Consider the following 17,116-nt stretch of genomic DNA (forward strand, 5'->3'; position numbering starts at 1 on the left):
GAAACCCATTGATAAATATTTTATTTAAAAAATTGAAATTATCCTTTAAAATATAAATTATAAAATATTTAAATTTATAAATAACTAAATTTCTTTACTAATTTATAATTTGCATTAAAAAAAATTAGGCCTCAAAGAATTAATTTTAATTTTTAGTGGATGCAGAAAACATAATAACAAATTGGCTGGCAGCAAAAAACAGGAAAGCATTTGCTTACCAGCAGCAAACCTGGCAACGTATAATCAAAGGTCAATCGGGCCTGGTAAATGCACCTACAGGATATGGTAAAACCTATGCCGTTTTTTTAGGCGCTATAATCCAATACATTAATAACCATCCCAAAAATTATAAAACGCATCAAAACCAGGGGCTCCATTTACTATGGATAACGCCATTGCGTGCCTTAGCCAAAGATTTGGCCCGTGCAATGCAAGAAGTACTTGATGCATTACAAATACCCTGGAAGGTGGGAATAAGAAATGGCGATACCTCCATTAAAGAAAGGCAGCAGCAAAAGCGCAGTATGCCTCAGGTGCTGTTAATAACACCAGAAAGCCTGCATTTGCTCCTTGCATCAAAAGATCATAAACAAATATTTTGCACACTTAAAATAATTGCAGTTGATGAATGGCATGAATTACTGGGGAGCAAAAGAGGCGTACAAACTGAGCTGGCTCTATCTTACATTGTTCATCATCAAAAAAAAGAAAAATTAAATCCCCCTTGTATTTGGGGCATTTCGGCAACCATAGGAAACCTGCAACAAGCGAAGGAAGTACTTATGGCTCCGTTAGCATTAAAAGAAAATGAAACTTTTATTGTAAGAGCTACAATTAAGAAGAAAATCAACCTGGAATCTATTTTACCAAAGCAGGTAGAAACCTATCCCTGGGCCGGGCACCTTGGTTTAAAGCTTGCACCATCTGTTTTACCTATTTTAGAAAAAAGCAAAACCACATTAATTTTTATCAACACCAGGGGAATGAGTGAAGTATGGTACCAGCACCTGCTTACTTTAAATCCTGAACTTTCCGGGGTGCTGGCTTTGCATCATGGAAGCATAGAGCAGCAATTAAGGTTTTGGGTAGAAGATGCCTTGCATGCTGGCACATTAAAAGCTGTAGTAAGCACATCGAGCCTGGATTTAGGTGTAGATTTTAGGCCGGTGGAAATGGTAATACAGGTTGGCTCCCCCAAAGGTGTTGCCCGCTTTTTGCAAAGGGCGGGCCGCAGTGGCCATGCACCGGGTGCAGAAAGCAAAGCCTATTTTTTACCCACACATTCAATGGAATTACTGGAGGCTGCTGCATTAAATGAAGCTATTGAAAAACAAATTGTAGAAAGCAGGAACCCGCTATTATTATGCTATGATGTGTTGCTGCAATTCTTATGCACAATTGCTACGGGTGATGGTTTTTTTGCCGCTGATATGCTGGCCATCGCAAAAAAAACTTTTTGCTTTACCTATTTAACCGATGAAGAATGGAAGCAGCTTTTACATTTTATTACCCAGGGTGGAAAAGCGCTTGCGCAATACGATGATTTTAAAAAAGTGGAAATCATAAATGGGCTCTATACCATTACCAACCGCAAAATAGCCATGCGCCACAGGTTGCATATTGGTACTATAGTAAGCGATGCCATGCTTAATGTAAAATTTTTAAGCGGCGGTTTTGCAGGCATCATTGAAGAATGGTTTATCAGCAGGCTCAGGCCCGGTGATGTATTTACGCTGGCCGGGCAAAAACTGGAATTTATAATGCTAAAGGAAATGACAGCAATAGTAAGGAGGAGCAATGCATTAAAATATATAACACCCAGTTGGAGTGGCGGCAGAATGGCACTAAGTGCCAACCTCGGCTACCTGCTTAGAAAAAAATTAAATGACGCCGCAGAAAAAAAATTTGACATACACGACAAAGAATTAAAAGCGCTGGAACCACTCATTCAATTACAAAAAAAATTATCTGCCGTGCCGCAGCAAAATGAATTATTGATAGAACTGATTGATACCAAAGACGGCCATCATTTATTTGTTTACCCTTTTGAAGGCAGGCTGGTGCATGAAGCCATGGCAGCGCTCTTAGCTTTCAGGCTTTCAAAAATAAAACCCATAAGTTTTTCTATTGCCATGAATGATTATGGTTTTGAATTACTTAGCGACCAGCCAATACCTATAAATGATACCAATGTATTTGAACTATTTACTGAAGAAAATTTACTTAACGATATAAACCAAAGCATCAACAGTACAGAAATGGCCCGGCGGAAATTCAGGGATATAGCGGTGATTGGCGGATTGGTTTTTCAGGGGATGCCCGGCGAAAAAACCCGGCAAAGGCACTTGCAATCAACGGCATCTTTGCTCTTTAATGTTTTTGAAGAATATGATGAAGGAAATTTATTGATTAGGCAGGCTTACCGGGAAGTAATAGAGCAGCAAATGGATGAAGCAAGGCTTAGAGATATGCTGTGCAGGATTTCAAAAGGAAAAATAATTATTACAGCGCCCAACCAGTTAACGCCATTTTGTTTCCCTATTAAAGTGGACAGCATGAGGGAAAATATCAGCTCGGAAAAACTGGAAGACAGGATAAAAAAAATGCAGGATGGATTAAAAAAATAAAAAATTTTTACCCGTATCAATACAGCATCCGCACTTTAATGGTTTCTTTTATACTTTTCAATAGGTGAATGGCGGTATTGCTTAGTGTATTTTCCACGTCTAATACCACATAACCTATGGCATCATTTGTTTTAAGATATTGTCCCACAATATTGATTTTGTTTTTACTAAGCAAGGTATTGATCTGGCTTAATACACCGGGTACATTTTTATGGATATGCAAAATGCGGTGGGCGCCTTCCTGTGCCGGCAATGCCAGTGGCGGTATAGTATGCGAACCGGTTGATGTGCCTTTTTCCAGGTAATTAAAGAGTTTGATACTTACATCTTCTCCAATGTTGTGCTGCGCTTCAACCGTACTGCCGCCTATGTGCGGTGTAAGGATTACATTGGGTACCTGCTGCAATATGCATGAAAATTTATCGCCGTTTTTTTCCGGCTCTTTAGGAAAAACATCAATAGCCGCACCGCCAATATACCCGTTAAGCAAAAACTTTTTCAATGCTGTTAAATCCACTACTTCTCCCCTTGCATAATTTATGAGCACGGCGCCTTTTTTAAAAAAGGGTAAATTATTTTTATTGATGAGGTTTTTTGTTGAGGTTAATTCGGGCACATGCAGCGTTACCACATCAGATTGCTGGAGCAACTCTTTTAAACTTTTAATGCCCGATGCATTACCCAGGGGCAGCTTGGTTTCTACATCATAAAAAACCACTTTCATACCCAGCGCTTCGGCCATTACACTCACCTGGCTACCAATATTTCCATAACCTACAATACCCAGGGTTTTGCCACGCAACTCATGGCTGCCGCTTGCATCTTTTTGCCAGCTACCTTCATGCGCTGCTTTATTTTTATCTATTATTTTTCTTACCAGCATTATTGCAGTGCCCATAACCAACTCGGCTACGCTACGGGTATTGCTGTAAGGCGCATTAAAAACCGCCACCCCATTATTTGTGGCTTCTTTTAAATTTACCTGGTTTACACCAATGCAAAAACAACCTACCGCCTGTAATTTTTTAGCCGCAAATAATACATCTGCATCAATTGCCGTTTTACTCCTTATGCCTAAAATGTGTACCTCTTTAATGGCTTTAATTAATTCTGCTTTGCTGATTGCACCATTCATTTTACACACATTGGCATAACCGCTTTTATGAAAATATTGTACAGCAACATCGCTGATATTTTCCAGGAAGAGAATATTAATTTTTTCTTTGGGGTAACTCGTTGCCTTTTTATCGCTCATACTGTGAAATTAGTAGTATTTTGCACAAAGATATCCTATAGCCCGATATCATTATTTATAACCTGTTATTCATGAAAAACTATTTGCGATTAACCCAACTTGCCAGGTATGTATTGTTTATATGCTTAGTATTGTTATCTGCCTGCCAGTCCACATCCAGGCCAAAAAATTTATCGGGCAATACTTCAGTAACTGACAGCCTTTTGGCTTTACCCAAATACAATTTATCAGCACCTGGCAAAATGCCCCAGGCAGAAATGCAAAAAATTAAAACAGCCTGTGAACAATGGTATGACAAATCCCTTTCCGGAACGGTTTTTAACGGCGCTGTACTCGTAGCACAAAAAGGGAATATTTTATTTGAAAAATACAAAGGAACACTGCATTTAGAGGGTAATGATAACATTACGGCTTCATCCATATTTCATATTGCTTCGGTTTCAAAAACGTTTACGGCAATGGCAATATTAAAGCTTTGCCAGCAAGGAAAAATACTACTCGATGAAGAACTATCACATTATTTTCCCGGGTTCAATTATCCGGGAGTTACGGTGCGTTGCCTGCTGAGCCACAGGAGTGGCTTGCCCAACTATGTTTATTTTTTTGAAAAATTGGGATGGCCGCAAAACCAATTTGCAAGCAACCAGGATGTATTGGATTATTTGATTAACAGGAAACAGGAACTTACCGATATTTCTCCTGCCTGCATCCGTTTTTCATATTGCAATACCAATTATGCATTGCTTGCGTTGTTAATTGAAAAGGTAACGGGAATAACGTATCCACGATATCTGAAACAAAACTTTTTCGATCCGCTTGAAATGAACAATACATTTGTGCTTACTGTAAAAGAACCTACAAAAGCCACACCCAGTTACGACTGGAGGGGAACTGAAATACCATTAAATTACCTTGATTTTGTTTATGGCGATAAAAATATCTTCAGCACTGCCCGGGATTTATTGAAATGGGACAGGTTTTTAAGTTCGGGATTACTATTTACCAAAGAAACCCTGCAGGAAGCTTATACGCCATACAGCCATGAACACCCCGGAATTAAAAATTATGGCCTGGGCTGGCGTATGAATTTGTATGACAATGGTAAAAAAATTATTTTTCACAACGGCTGGTGGCATGGCAATAACTCTGCATTTATCCGCCTGCTGGATGAAGATGTAACTATTATTGCCTTAAACAACAGGTTTACAAGGGCTACTTATCATGTAAACCAATTGGCCAATATTTTTTCGGATTATTTTATTCCTGTTGAAGAAGAAACGGATGCCTCAACCCAGGATAGTATGCTACAATACAAAACAGACAGCAACAGTGTTCACAAAAAAAGGGATTCTATAATTTCAGGAAAATCACAGCATGAGAAAAAAAGCAAATAACCAGTTATTACTTATCACAGCATTTACTTTCAAAAATTACTAAAAAAAGAAGTAATACAATTGTATAAAAAGAATAACCATATTGCTCCAAAATAACCATTGGGGTAATAATTTTCTTTTCCCTAAAATTAATACGAGTAACAAAAAAATAATATTGATAAAAATGGCCGAATAGCCCAATATCACCAATGTACTTTCAAGTGGCTTAACCTTCAGCGCACCTGTAAAAGCTTTATCCGGATTTGAAATTTTGTAGCTTAATTCATAAATACGTAGTGGGATAGTTGCCAAAAAGCAGGCATTGAACAGCAAAACAAGTTTAGCAAAAAAACGCATAGCTATTTATTTTATCGGCCCTACCCTTTCCATAATTTTCTCCACCAATTTATAAGTAGCGGGGCAATAGTCAATATTTTGCTTGTGAACGTGGGCATAATCTACCCATCTTTTTTTGGACAAATGCGGAAAACCCGAACAATCCACGGGGCGAATTTCGTAAATGCTGCACATATTGGTTTTAAGGTCTAAAAACTGGCAGGGCTGATTTTTATTAACCAAATCTTTATTACGGTCTTTCTCCAGCCATTTTTTCCTAAATGCTTCGGGTGTTTCTTTAAAATGTGCTGCAATACGTTTTATATCCTGTTTGGTAAAAGTGGGCGTCATGGTTTTGCAACAGTTGGCGCAGGTAAGGCAGTCAATATCTTGCCAAACTTCCTTTTCAATTACTGGGGTTAATTTATCAATACCACGGGGTGGTTTCTTTTCGGATTTATTAATGAAACTCCTGAAGGTTTTGCGGTGGTAAACTAATTTTCGTTTGAGCGATCGTACAATAGGTGCCTGCATAAAAGATTTAAAGCAATGAAAAATAAGTAAGCAGCGAAATTAATGAATGCAAGGCACACCCATGAAAAAATATTGAACTTTGCCATTACCGCAATAAATTTGAAAAAAAATATTAACAGTTTTGAAAATGTGGGAGCCTTATATAAAAGGGTACATAGCCTGGCTGCAATTGGAAAAATCGCTTTCAGAAAATTCCGTTGCGGCTTATATACAGGATCTGGAAAAACTTATAGCATACCTGCAGCTACAACAAGGTTCACCAGGCCCTGCAGCTATTGAGTTATGGCACCTGGAGCAATTCCTAAAATGGATTAACGACCTGGGAATTGCGGCTTCTTCACAAGCTAGGGTAATATCCGGCTTAAGGAGTTTTTTTAAATATTGTGTAATGGAGCAAATCTGTTCCCAAGACCCTACACAACTGCTGGAAGCCCCGAAGCTAAAGCGGCATTTACCCGATACGCTTTCCTTTGAAGAGATTGAATTGTTGATAGCTGCCATTGACCTCAGCAGGCCCGAAGGCCAGCGAAATAAAGCCATTTTAGAAACCATGTATAGCTGTGGCTTAAGGGTAAGCGAACTCGTAAACTTAAAAATCAGCAACCTTTTTTTAGATGTAGGTTTTATTAAAGTTACCGGCAAGGGCAATAAAGAAAGACTGGTACCTATTGGCAGCGATGCAATAAATTTTATCAACATTTTTAGGGATACCATTCGCCATAAAATTGCCATTAAGCCAGCAGAAGAAGATTTCCTTTTCTTAAACCGGCGGGGCAGCAGGCTTAGCCGGGTTATGATTTTTCTCATTATCAAAGAATTGGCCAAAAATTCCGGCATCAAAAAAAATATTTCCCCACATACTTTTCGCCATTCATTTGCCACTCATTTGGTAGAAGGCGGCGCCGATTTGAGGGCGGTACAGGAAATGCTGGGCCACGAAAGCATAACCACCACCGAAATTTATACACATTTAAACAGGGAATTCCTTCGGGCCACGTTAGAGCAGTTTCATCCGGCCTTTCACCCAAAATAACTGGCTACAGAAGCTGTAAAAACCGTATCTTGCGGCCTGAAATTTATAGCAGTACAGGCTTTATGAAATTAGACTTATTGGCAATAGGCGCCCACCCCGATGATGTTGAACTTGGATGTGCAGGTTTATTGCTTGCCGAAAAATCAACAGGCAAAAAAACGGGTATTATAGATCTCACCCGTGGGGAGCTTGGCACAAGAGGAACTAAAGAATCCAGGTCACAGGAAGCAGGGGAAGCATCAAAAATTTTACAATTAGATGCAAGGGAAAACCTGGAAATGGCAGATGGCTTTTTTCAAAATGATGAAAAACACCAGCGGAAATTAATTGCTGCCATAAGAAAATACAGGCCCGAAATAATTATAGCTACGGCACCCGAAGACCGCCACCCCGACCATGGGCGCAGTGCACAGTTAATTAAAGATGCGGCATTTCTTTCGGGACTTAAAAAAATTGAAACAACAGAAAACGGAAAAGAGCAGGAAGCCTGGAGACCAAAATATGTTTTTCATTTTATACAGGACAGGTATCTGCAACCAAATTTTGTTTACGACATAACGCCCTATTTTTTAAAAAAAATTGAAGCCATAAGGGCTTTTAAAACCCAGTTTTTTGATGAGGGTTCCCATGAGCCTGAAACCTATATTTCCAAACCCGGTTTTTTAGAAAGTATTGAACACCGGGCAAGGATCTTTGGCAAAATGATTGGCGTGGAATATGCGGAAGGATTTATAAGCGAAAAAACAATTGGTATTTCATCTTTAAATGTATTAACCCAAAAAACAACTTAGGCATGAAAACATCGCCAACCCCAAAGTTCAGGAATAAAAAAAATTCCAACTTTCACCAGGAACTTAAAAAAAGGGTGCAGGAATATTTTGACACGAATAATAAAAAGCCAACAGGCAATTATTCGCTTTATTTTAAAGCTGGGTTATTTTGGGTTATTTACATTGCCCTTTACGTTCATGTGGTATTTTATACACCTGCCGCATGGATAGCCATTTTGGAATGCCTGGTAATGGGCTGCGCTACAGCAGCTATTGGCTTTAATGTAATGCATGATGGCAGCCACGGCAGTTTCAGCAGCAGTAAAATTTTAAATAAAATTGCGGCATCTTCTGTAAATGCATTGGGCGCAAGTGTAATAATGTGGAACAATAAACACAACATAATTCACCACACTTACACCAATATTGGCGGCGTAGATGATGATATAGAAATTCAACCGCTGATAAGGCTTTGCCCTTCTCAAAAAAGGTATTTCTTTCACCGCTACCAGCATATTTATGTATGGCTGCTCTATACGCAATTGTATATTGTTTGGGTATTTGCTACCGATTTTGTAAAATATTTTCGCAAAAAAGTGGGCCCAGTTGCCATTAAAAAAATGAGTACCTGGGAACATATTTCTTTTTGGGTAGCTAAACTATTTTTTTATTTTACTATGATTGCACTGCCTATTTATATGGTTGGCTTTTTAAGCTGGCTGATTGGCTTTTTAATTTTGGCCATGTCTGCCGGGTTTATTTTAAGTACAGTATTTCAACTGGCGCATACTGTAGAACACACCAGTTTTCCCGAACCCATAATGCCCGAAAATGACATTGAAAACGAATGGGCCATGCATCAAATAGCCACTACGGCAAATTTTGCTACAAAAAACAAATTGATTAGCTGGCTCGTTGGCGGCCTCAATTTTCAGGTAGAGCACCATTTATTCCCTAAAATTTCGCATGTTCATTACCCAGCTATCAGCAAGATTGTAAAGAAAACCTGCGATGATTTTAATGTGAAGTACATTGAGTTTAAACACATGAGAGATGCCATTATTTCGCATACTTTGCATTTGAAAAAATTAGGCACAGTATAGCAGGTGTTAAATAACTCCGTATAAACTCCCGCCCTTTTCAAATATTGGGTTAATACTACGCTCTGTAGCTTCATCTTTTATTAATGCTGGTGCATGATGGGGTTTTATCCTTGCATCAATAATTAACGGGCCATTGCAACCCCAATGCTTATTGATGGTAAAATTATCTACGCCATAAATATCATGCGATGGGTTGCAACGGGTAAAGGTTACCCATAAAAAATTATTTAAAGTTTGGGCAGTAAATGAAGCATCATCTGCTACAATAATGAGTGGCAGGTTTACTAACCCTTCCTTTTGTATTGCCAACTGGTTTTCCAGTTCCTGCATTTCTGTATTTACTTTTTCGTAAGTAGAAAAAGGGTTTATTTGCAGAACGGCAATTCCCGGCATTATCATAAGTACATTTTGCAAAAAGCTTATATTTTTAAAATCTCCTGGCAAAATGCCTGCCAACTCCCTTTTTTTATCGCCATAGGCAGCAAATACCACTTTGCTCCCGCTGTTTAAGCCGCTGCCGGAATAATCCAAAGTATCAATACTGGTATTACTGTAAAAATGAACATCCCTGCAAAAATCAATTCGCTCCAGCATATATTGAAAAAACATGGCAATATCTTTAATGCTTAATTTATTTGAATCATCAGCGGTTATCCATAAAAATTTTGCAAGGCTCAGTTGCCCCGTTCCTATAATACGGTTGGCAATTGTAAGTAATTCTGCCGGGCACTTTACTGGCATAAAGGGCGTGTACCTTTCGCTGCCAATAGCCAGTAACAAAGGATGAACACCGGCGGCATCTACGGCATTAATTTCTTTTAAACCCGGAATTATTTTTTGTAACTCGGTATTACTTATATGATGAATTAAACTTCCAAAACTGGTATCTTCCTGTGGCGGCCTTCCTACAACGGTAAAAGGCCAAATGGCATTTTTTTTAGCATACACTTTTTTTACTTTCATTACCGGGAATGGATGCTTTAAACTGTAATAACCCAGGTGATCGCCAAATGGGCCTTCGGGTTTATTATCTCCGGGCAACACTTCACCGGTTATTACAAAGTCGGCATCTGTGCTTATACAATATCCGTTTTTATAACAATACCTAAACCTTCTGCCGCCCAACACACCTGCAAACATCAATTCGCTCATACCTTCCGGTAATGGCATTACCGCCGCAACAGAATGTGCAGGTGGCCCACCTATAAATACACTTACTTTTAAGGGAATGCCTTTATTATTTGCCTTTGACTGGTGAACGCCAATTCCCCGGTGTATTTGATAATGTAATCCTACTTCTTCATTTAGCACATATTCATTTCCGTTTAACTGGATACGGTACATGCCCAAATTGGAATGAGCGATTCCTGGCTGATCCGCATCTTCGGTATAAACCTGCGGAAGAGTTACAAACGCACCTCCATCCATTGGCCAATGTTTTATCAAAGGCAAATCAGCTATGCTTATTTCCTGGTAGAAAACAGGTTTACAAAATGGGTTTTTTAAAGGCAACGCATAAACTGAAGTAAGACCGGCGGTAAAATTTTTAATAGGGCTCTTTAATGCTTTTATAGGGTTATTCTTTAATTCAATTAGTTGCTGAACGGTATGCAAAGTATCCCGAAAAATATAACGGCTCCTCTCCATGGTGCCGAAAATATTTGAAGCCGCCGTAAACTTTGTGCCTTTTACTTTTTCAAAAAGCAGCGCTGGCCCGCCTGCTTCATGCACCCTTAAATGAATGGCCGCCATTTGCAAATGCGGATCCACTTCTTCCTTAACCCTAATGAGCATTTTTTGTTTTTCCAGGTCGGTTAAACATTGCTGCAATGAACGGTATGCCATGAAAAATTTTTTAAGGTAAAAATGAAAACCCTATCCGGGAAATAAACCCATTTGCACAGGCTTTGCACGGTAATGCATTTTTTTTTCTTCTGCATGTGCAATACAATATAATTCAGAAACATCATGCCTTGGAGCTACTGCAATATTTACATTACCTGCGTGGGGTTTAAATACAGACAGCGCCAAATCGGGATGGTTATTTTCTTTTGATAAATGCGAAAGCAATAAATGGGTCATAAATGCCGGTCTGCAATTCAAAAATAATTCAAGCGACTGGCTGTTGCTTAAATGGCCCTGCCCTCCCCGTATCCGGTTTTTTAAATGCAGCGGGTAAGTACCATTTTCCAACATAGCATCATCGTAATTAGATTCTAAAAATACCGCATGGCATTGCTTAAAATAATAACTCACCTTATCACATACTTTTCCAATATCGGTAAACACGCCCACATGTACATTTTTACTGCTTACTACAAAACTATGCGGATCATCGGCATCATGCTGTTTGGCAAAAGCAGTAATGCTTATGCTGCCTATTTGTACCGGTGTATCGGCCTTAAAATTTTTAGCTAAATGTCCAATTAAAAAAGGTCCCTTCTTAGCTGTTTTATGGGTTATAAAAACGGGCAAGTTGTATTTATTGGAAAAAACCGAAACCCCTTTAATGTGATCGGTATGTTCGTGGGAAACAAAAACCGCCTTAATTTTTTTAACGTCCAGTTGAAGTTGTTTCAACCGTTTCTCGGTTTCACGGCAAGAAATGCCTACATCTACCAAAACCGCATCCATATCGTTACCTACATAATAACAATTTCCGTTGCTGCCAGAGTTGAGAGATGCAAAATACAAAGCCATGGATGCAAAGAAACAAATTTTTCAGCAGTAAAAATATTTATTACAATTTTTAAAACGCTAACAAAACGGCACATTTCGTTACTTTGCACAAAACCGGCAACTATGTTTCCTTTTAAACACTGGAAAACAATTTTATGGGTATTGGCGGCGCTGCTTGCCTTGTACATTATTGGTAATTTTTATGCTTTGTTTTTCCGCCCTGCAACAATACAGGGCAATAATAGTATAGTGCCTATATTAATTACAGGCCTGCTTCTTGGCGGCACCTTAATGTACATTTTATTGCGGATGAATGCCCGTGGCAAAAAACAAATAATTGAAAGTAGCCATACTGTAGTGGAAAGCGTAAGAAAGGTTTTTAAAATTGTATGTGCCGAAGGACAATTTAATGAGCTGTATAATTATGAAGAAACCAAAAAATTGCTGGGCATCCTGCCCTCTACCAAAAAAGCCCTGGTTATTATTAAAGCCAAAGTGTTGGTAGGTTTTAATTTTGAAAAAATGAAATGGGAAGTTGACGAAATTAATAAAAAAATAAAGCTGATTGAATTTCCCGAAGCAGAAATACTCTCTATTGAAACCGATTATAAATATTACAACATGGAAGAAAATATTTTTGACATGTTTAGCCGTGATGATTTATCAAAAATCCAGCAAAATGGTAAAAAGCAAGTGGAAATTGCAGCGCTCAATAGTGATTTATCTAAAATGGCGGCAGAACAAATGCGTACTTTGCTCCCCGAAATACTACAATCCAATAAATGGACGCTTGAAGACAGTTATAAAATCACTACTTTAAAAAAAGAAAGCGCATAAGGTGAATAGGCATTACCGTGTTTCCAAAGCAGCAGCTGTTGTAAAAAATTTCACCAGTATCATACCTGCAATAAAACCCCCGATGTGCGCAGCATAAGCTACACCACCCTGGCTCCCTTCTCCGCCAAACATACTCATACTGCTAACGAGTTGCATTACTATCCAAATACCCAGGCTTACAATAGCCGGTACGTTAATAATAATATTTAATGCAATTACTCTTACCTTGTTTCGGGGAAAAAGTATAAGGTAACCTCCCAGTACGCCTGAAATTGCACCAGAAGCGCCAAGGCTTGGTATCAACATATCCCTGCCCAAAGCTTGCGAAGCATATACATGAGCAAGGGTTGCCAAAATTCCGCAAATCAAGTAAAAAGCCAGATATTTTGCATGTCCCATTCGGTTTTCGAGGTTATCGCCAAAAATCCATAAGTAGAGCATATTACCTGCAATATGCGCAATACTGCCGTGCATAAACATAGCTGTAAATATTGTACCCAATACAGGTATTGGTGTGGGTAACAATCCTGCTGGCCCGCCAACTATATCGCTGCCCGTAATAATTTCCTGAGGAACCGTAGAAAAGCTCATAACAAAAGCCTGGTTGCTTCCCATACTCTGAAAAAGAATAAATACCAGGATATTAGCTGCTATTAAAATGTAGTTTACATAGGGCCTTATAGTATTTGCACTGTTATCGTCGCCTATTGGAATCATGGCAAAAATTTTAACCGGTTAAATTATTATGTAAGTTACATTTTTCAACAGGTATAAAACAAAAATCCCTCCGGCTAAAGAGGGAAAATAAAATTTCATGAAATATATTTTATACTGGTTGCACCGAAGTGAATTTTGACGATAACAAAGCATACCCGCCAAACAATACCCCACTAAAAACCAATGTGGCCATAAGGGTATTTTTAATAAAGGGGATGCCTGCAACCATACAATTCACAAAACCCTGCCAGTTTCTTGCATACATTTGATGGCTGTCGAAAATCCAAACTGTGGCATTGCTCAGCATATAAAAAAACAACGATGCGCCAATGGCATAGAGCAATACATTTTTCACATTTATCTTTTTCATGCTAAAGGCCAAAATGGTTATTAAGCCTAAAATGCAATAGCCGGCCACTTGTCCCCATCCCCAAAAGCCTGTAGCAATACCAGAGTATTCCATTGCAGCATCGGAGATAAACATTGCCAGCAAGGGTAAAAGAAATGCCATTTTTTTATCTTTAAAAACAGCCCCGCCAAACAAAGCCATGGCTATTACAGGGCTAAAATTTGCAGGATATATCCAAAGCCGCATTAAGGCAGCCATCAATATCATTATTAATGCAATCCAAAAAAATGAATTTTGTTTTTTCATCTCAACTATTATTTTACTGCAAAAATAAGTAATAATAAAATAATTTGAAGTATAGATAATTAAATTAGATATTTTTAAGGATGGCATGGCATAACGAAACCGGCAAAACTGGGGAAAAACTGGCAGCGGACTGGTTAGAAAAAAAAGGCTTTACCATTTTGGAAAAAAACTGGAGGCACAAAAGGCTTGAAGTGGATATAATTGCAGAAAAAGACAACCTGCTCCATTTTATTGAAGTAAAAAGCCGATCATCCCAAAATTATGGATTGCCTGAAGAATCCGTTTCTTTAAAAAAAATTGAAAACCTCTTAAATGCATCAGTAGAATATTTAAACCGCTACCCTACTCAAAAAAGAATTCAGTTTGATGTATTGGCTATTACGATGCAAAAAGATAATGCTAAATATTTTTTTATTGAAGATGTTTATTTATAACCCTTCGCTATCTTCCTTTTCCCCATCCAAACCAGTCGTTTCCATTTGCATAAAGCATCAGCAGCAAAAGGATAATCATTCCACCAATTTGTGCATACTCTAAAAATTTATCGCTGGGTTTACGGCCGGTAACCATTTCAATAAGTGTAAATAATACATGGCCGCCATCGAGTGCTGGAATGGGCAATAAATTCATAAATGCCAGAACAATGGAAAAGAATGCCGTAATGGTCCAAAAATGTTCCCAATCCCAGGTATCGCCGCTAAATACGGAACCCATGGCTTTAAAACCACCCACACCTTTATAAGCGCCGGTTGATGGTGAAAGTATTTTTTTAAACTGATCAATATAAAAAACCAATTCCTCACCTGCCCGTCGAACGCCTGCAGGCAAGGATTCAAAAAAACCATATTTACGAACTGAATATTTTAATATGCCCAGGCTGTCCATTTGCTCTACAAAGGCAATACCTGCAAAACCAATTTTGCCTTCATTAGAAATTTTAGCAGGGATGCTTACGTTACTTCCAGCCCGGTTTACCTGTAAAACAACTTGTGTACTTTTATGAGTTGCGGCAATGTTCCTAAGCTCATCCATATATTGTGCCGGTATGCTGTCAATAGCCGTTATGTAATCGCCTTTGCGTAGCCCGGCCTTATACACCATACTGGTATCGTTTACTTCGGTTACTAAAGAAGGAACCCTTGGACTTATGAGCGGCCCATCGCTTTTTTTTCTTTTTTCTACCAGTTGACCAATTAAATCCTGTGGCATTATTAATTCCATTTCTTTTCCATCTCTTTCTATTAAAACTTTATGGTCAACTACCAATAGTTTTTTTAAAATTTTATTATAATCATCAATTGTTTTTCCATCTACATTTAAAATTCTGTCGCCATTTTTAAACCCAAGGCTATAAAAAATAGAATCGTTAAAAGTAATACCGTATTTTAAAGAAGATACCGGCACTTTCTTTTCTCCCCATACCATCAATATCATGGCATAAATTAAAAAAGCAAGGATAATATTTACGGTTACGCCGCCAATCATTATGATCAATCTTTGCCAGGCCGGCTTACTGCGGAACTCATAAGGTTGCGGTGGGAGTTTTAATTGCTCTTTATCCATGCTTTCATCCACCATTCCCGCAATTTTTACATAACCGCCCAGGGGCAACCAGCCAATACCGTAAACGGTTTCACCAATTTTCTTTTTAAATAACGAAAACCAGGGATCAAAAAAAAGATAAAATTTTTCTACCCGGCATTTAAACCATTTTGCTGTAATGTAATGGCCAAATTCATGTAATATAACCAGTATGGATAATGACAATAACAGTTGGGCTACTTTTAGCCCTACACTACTCCAGTTAATTGCCAAAAAAATGGTATCTAAATTCATCAGGTAAATTATTTTTTAAATGAATAAGGCTGATGTGGGAATAAAATTTACTACTCCGGCATTAATAATTGAAAATCGGCTTACCCACACATTCATATTTTTATAATTTCATCATTGAGGCTGCAAAGTTACGTGCCTCGCCGTCGCTGTCAAAATATTCCTCCAGGTTAGGTTTTGCAATAAAGTTAACTTTTTGCATAGTTTTTTCCACAACGGCAGTAATATCTAAAAATCCAATACGGTTTTTAAGAAATGCCCACACGGCAATTTCGTTGGCTGCATTGAGGATGCAGGGCATATTTCCCCCTTTCTCCAATGCTTCTGCTGCCAGTGCAAGGTTGCGAAAGGTTTTAAAATCGGGTTCTTCAAAAGTAAGGCTTGAATATTTGCGAAAATTAAAGCGGGGAAAATCATTTTTAAGCCTGCTAGGGAAACCTAAAGCATATTGTATGGGCAATTTCATATCGGGCAACCCCATTTGTGCTTTAATGCTGCCATCGGCAAATTGCACCAGGCTATGAACAATGCTTTGTGGATGTATCACTACTTCTACCTGGCTGGGCTGCAAATTGAATAACCATTTTGCTTCTATCATTTCCAGGCCCTTATTCATTAAAGTGGCAGAGTCAATAGTAATTTTTGCCCCCATAGTCCAATTGGGATGTTGCAATGCATGATCTCGTTTTACATTTACCAGGAAGTTGGGTTTTTTACCTAAAAAAGGGCCGCCACTTGCCGTAAGAATAATTTTTTCTATAGGGTTTCTCGCCTCGCCTACCAGGCATTGAAATATGGCGGAGTGCTCACTGTCCACAGGCAATATTGGCGATTTATTTTCAAAAGCCTTATGCATTACTACATCGCCGGCAACCACAAGGGTTTCTTTATTGGCTAAAGCAATCATTTTACCTTTTTCAACCGCTTTTAATGTAGGCTTAAGCCCTGCAAAGCCCACAATTGCAGCAAGCATTACATCATAGCTATCTAAGGCCGCAGCATCTACTAAGGCCTCTTCTCCGGAAACCACTTTTATATTGGTTGATGCAAGGTCTGCTTTTAGTTTTGTGTATTTTGAATCATCGCCAATTACTACCAGGGCCGGTTTAAATTCCATAGCCTGTTGCAGCAATAATTCATCATTGGTTTGAGCGGTAAGAATTGTTACTTCAAAAAGTTCGGGATGCGAACGCACTACATCCAGCGCCTGTGTGCCTATAGAACCTGTTGAGCCAAAAACAGCAATCCTTTTTTTTGCGTGCATAAGTGAAATTGAATACGGGTAAAGATAACGATGTATTGCTATTTAAGCAAACGCCCTACTGACCTTTAAACTGAATGAAATTTGCAAAGGGCAACTAATA

At 38.6% G+C, this 17,116-nt stretch carries 15 protein-coding genes; 7 read left to right on the forward strand and 8 right to left on the reverse strand.

All coding sequences use genetic code 11. The features are described from left to right. Positions 1-185 precede the first annotated feature (185 nt). On the forward strand, positions 186-2,627 hold the full coding sequence (locus IPO46_02095) for a ligase-associated DNA damage response DEXH box helicase (protein QQS64293.1): 2,442 nt from the start codon (positions 186-188) through the stop codon (positions 2,625-2,627). Positions 2,628-2,643: 16 nt separating this feature from the next. On the opposite strand, the gene serA is transcribed toward IPO46_02095, so the two are convergent. Beyond that, entirely contained in the window at positions 2,644-3,882 is a 1,239-nt protein-coding gene (serA, locus tag IPO46_02100) for a phosphoglycerate dehydrogenase (protein ID QQS63427.1), read from the reverse strand. Positions 3,883-3,953: 71 nt separating this feature from the next. On the opposite strand from serA, the gene IPO46_02105 reads away from it, so the two are divergent. After that, the gene (locus IPO46_02105) at positions 3,954-5,276 is read left to right on the forward strand and encodes a beta-lactamase family protein (GenBank protein ID QQS63428.1); all 1,323 of its coding nucleotides are present in this window, start codon (positions 3,954-3,956) and stop codon (positions 5,274-5,276) included. Between the two features lie 342 nt (positions 5,277-5,618). Here the strand turns inward: IPO46_02105 and IPO46_02110 are convergent, their stop codons facing one another. Next, entirely contained in the window at positions 5,619-6,125 is a 507-nt protein-coding gene (locus IPO46_02110; protein QQS63429.1) for a YkgJ family cysteine cluster protein, read from the reverse strand. A 127-nt stretch (positions 6,126-6,252) separates the two neighbouring features. Here IPO46_02110 and xerD point away from each other — a divergent pair, with 127 nt between their 5' ends. The 3 genes from xerD to IPO46_02125 all read left to right on the forward strand — a co-directional run bounded on the left by xerD (position 6,253) and on the right by IPO46_02125 (position 9,031). After that, positions 6,253-7,158, forward strand: coding sequence for a site-specific tyrosine recombinase XerD (gene xerD, locus IPO46_02115; protein QQS63430.1), 906 nt, complete (start codon positions 6,253-6,255; stop codon positions 7,156-7,158). Between the two features lie 62 nt (positions 7,159-7,220). Beyond that, positions 7,221-7,949, forward strand: a complete 729-nt coding sequence (bshB1, locus tag IPO46_02120; protein ID QQS63431.1) for a bacillithiol biosynthesis deacetylase BshB1 — start codon at positions 7,221-7,223, stop codon at positions 7,947-7,949. 2 nt (positions 7,950-7,951) lie between these two features. Continuing rightward, positions 7,952-9,031, forward strand: a complete 1,080-nt coding sequence (locus IPO46_02125; GenBank protein QQS63432.1) for an acyl-CoA desaturase — start codon at positions 7,952-7,954, stop codon at positions 9,029-9,031. Positions 9,032-9,037: 6 nt separating this feature from the next. On the opposite strand, the gene IPO46_02130 is transcribed toward IPO46_02125, so the two are convergent. Beyond that, positions 9,038-10,876 (reverse strand): UbiD family decarboxylase, encoded by a 1,839-nt coding sequence (locus IPO46_02130; protein ID QQS63433.1) that lies wholly within the window; start codon positions 10,874-10,876, stop codon positions 9,038-9,040. A gap of 30 nt (positions 10,877-10,906) precedes the next feature. Further along, complete coding sequence (locus IPO46_02135; GenBank protein QQS63434.1) at positions 10,907-11,731, reverse strand: MBL fold metallo-hydrolase; 825 nt, start codon at positions 11,729-11,731, stop codon at positions 10,907-10,909. A gap of 102 nt (positions 11,732-11,833) precedes the next feature. On the opposite strand from IPO46_02135, the gene IPO46_02140 reads away from it, so the two are divergent. Further along, positions 11,834-12,547 (forward strand): DUF4230 domain-containing protein, encoded by a 714-nt coding sequence (locus IPO46_02140; GenBank protein QQS63435.1) that lies wholly within the window; start codon positions 11,834-11,836, stop codon positions 12,545-12,547. Between the two features lie 12 nt (positions 12,548-12,559). Here the strand turns inward: IPO46_02140 and IPO46_02145 are convergent, their stop codons facing one another. Next, on the reverse strand, positions 12,560-13,264 hold the full coding sequence (locus IPO46_02145; protein ID QQS63436.1) for a rhomboid family intramembrane serine protease: 705 nt from the start codon (positions 13,262-13,264) through the stop codon (positions 12,560-12,562). 109 nt (positions 13,265-13,373) lie between these two features. Beyond that, on the reverse strand, positions 13,374-13,919 hold the full coding sequence (locus IPO46_02150; protein QQS63437.1) for a hypothetical protein: 546 nt from the start codon (positions 13,917-13,919) through the stop codon (positions 13,374-13,376). An 80-nt stretch (positions 13,920-13,999) separates the two neighbouring features. Between IPO46_02150 and IPO46_02155 the strand changes: the two genes are divergently transcribed. Further along, positions 14,000-14,353, forward strand: a complete 354-nt coding sequence (locus IPO46_02155) for a YraN family protein (protein ID QQS63438.1) — start codon at positions 14,000-14,002, stop codon at positions 14,351-14,353. Positions 14,354-14,360: 7 nt separating this feature from the next. Here IPO46_02155 and rseP read toward each other — a convergent pair whose 3' ends face one another. Together rseP and IPO46_02165 are read right to left on the reverse strand one after the other, a co-directional pair. Then, the gene (gene rseP / locus IPO46_02160; protein ID QQS63439.1) at positions 14,361-15,755 is read right to left on the reverse strand and encodes an RIP metalloprotease RseP; all 1,395 of its coding nucleotides are present in this window, start codon (positions 15,753-15,755) and stop codon (positions 14,361-14,363) included. 100 nt (positions 15,756-15,855) lie between these two features. After that, a complete protein-coding gene (locus tag IPO46_02165) occupies positions 15,856-17,016 on the reverse strand; it encodes a 1-deoxy-D-xylulose-5-phosphate reductoisomerase (GenBank protein QQS63440.1) in 1,161 nt (386 codons plus the stop codon). Positions 17,017-17,116: the final 100 nt, after the last annotated feature.

The sequence above is a fragment of the Chitinophagaceae bacterium genome, from assembly GCA_016699815.1.
Taxonomy (GTDB): Bacteria; Bacteroidota; Bacteroidia; order Chitinophagales; family Chitinophagaceae; genus Ferruginibacter.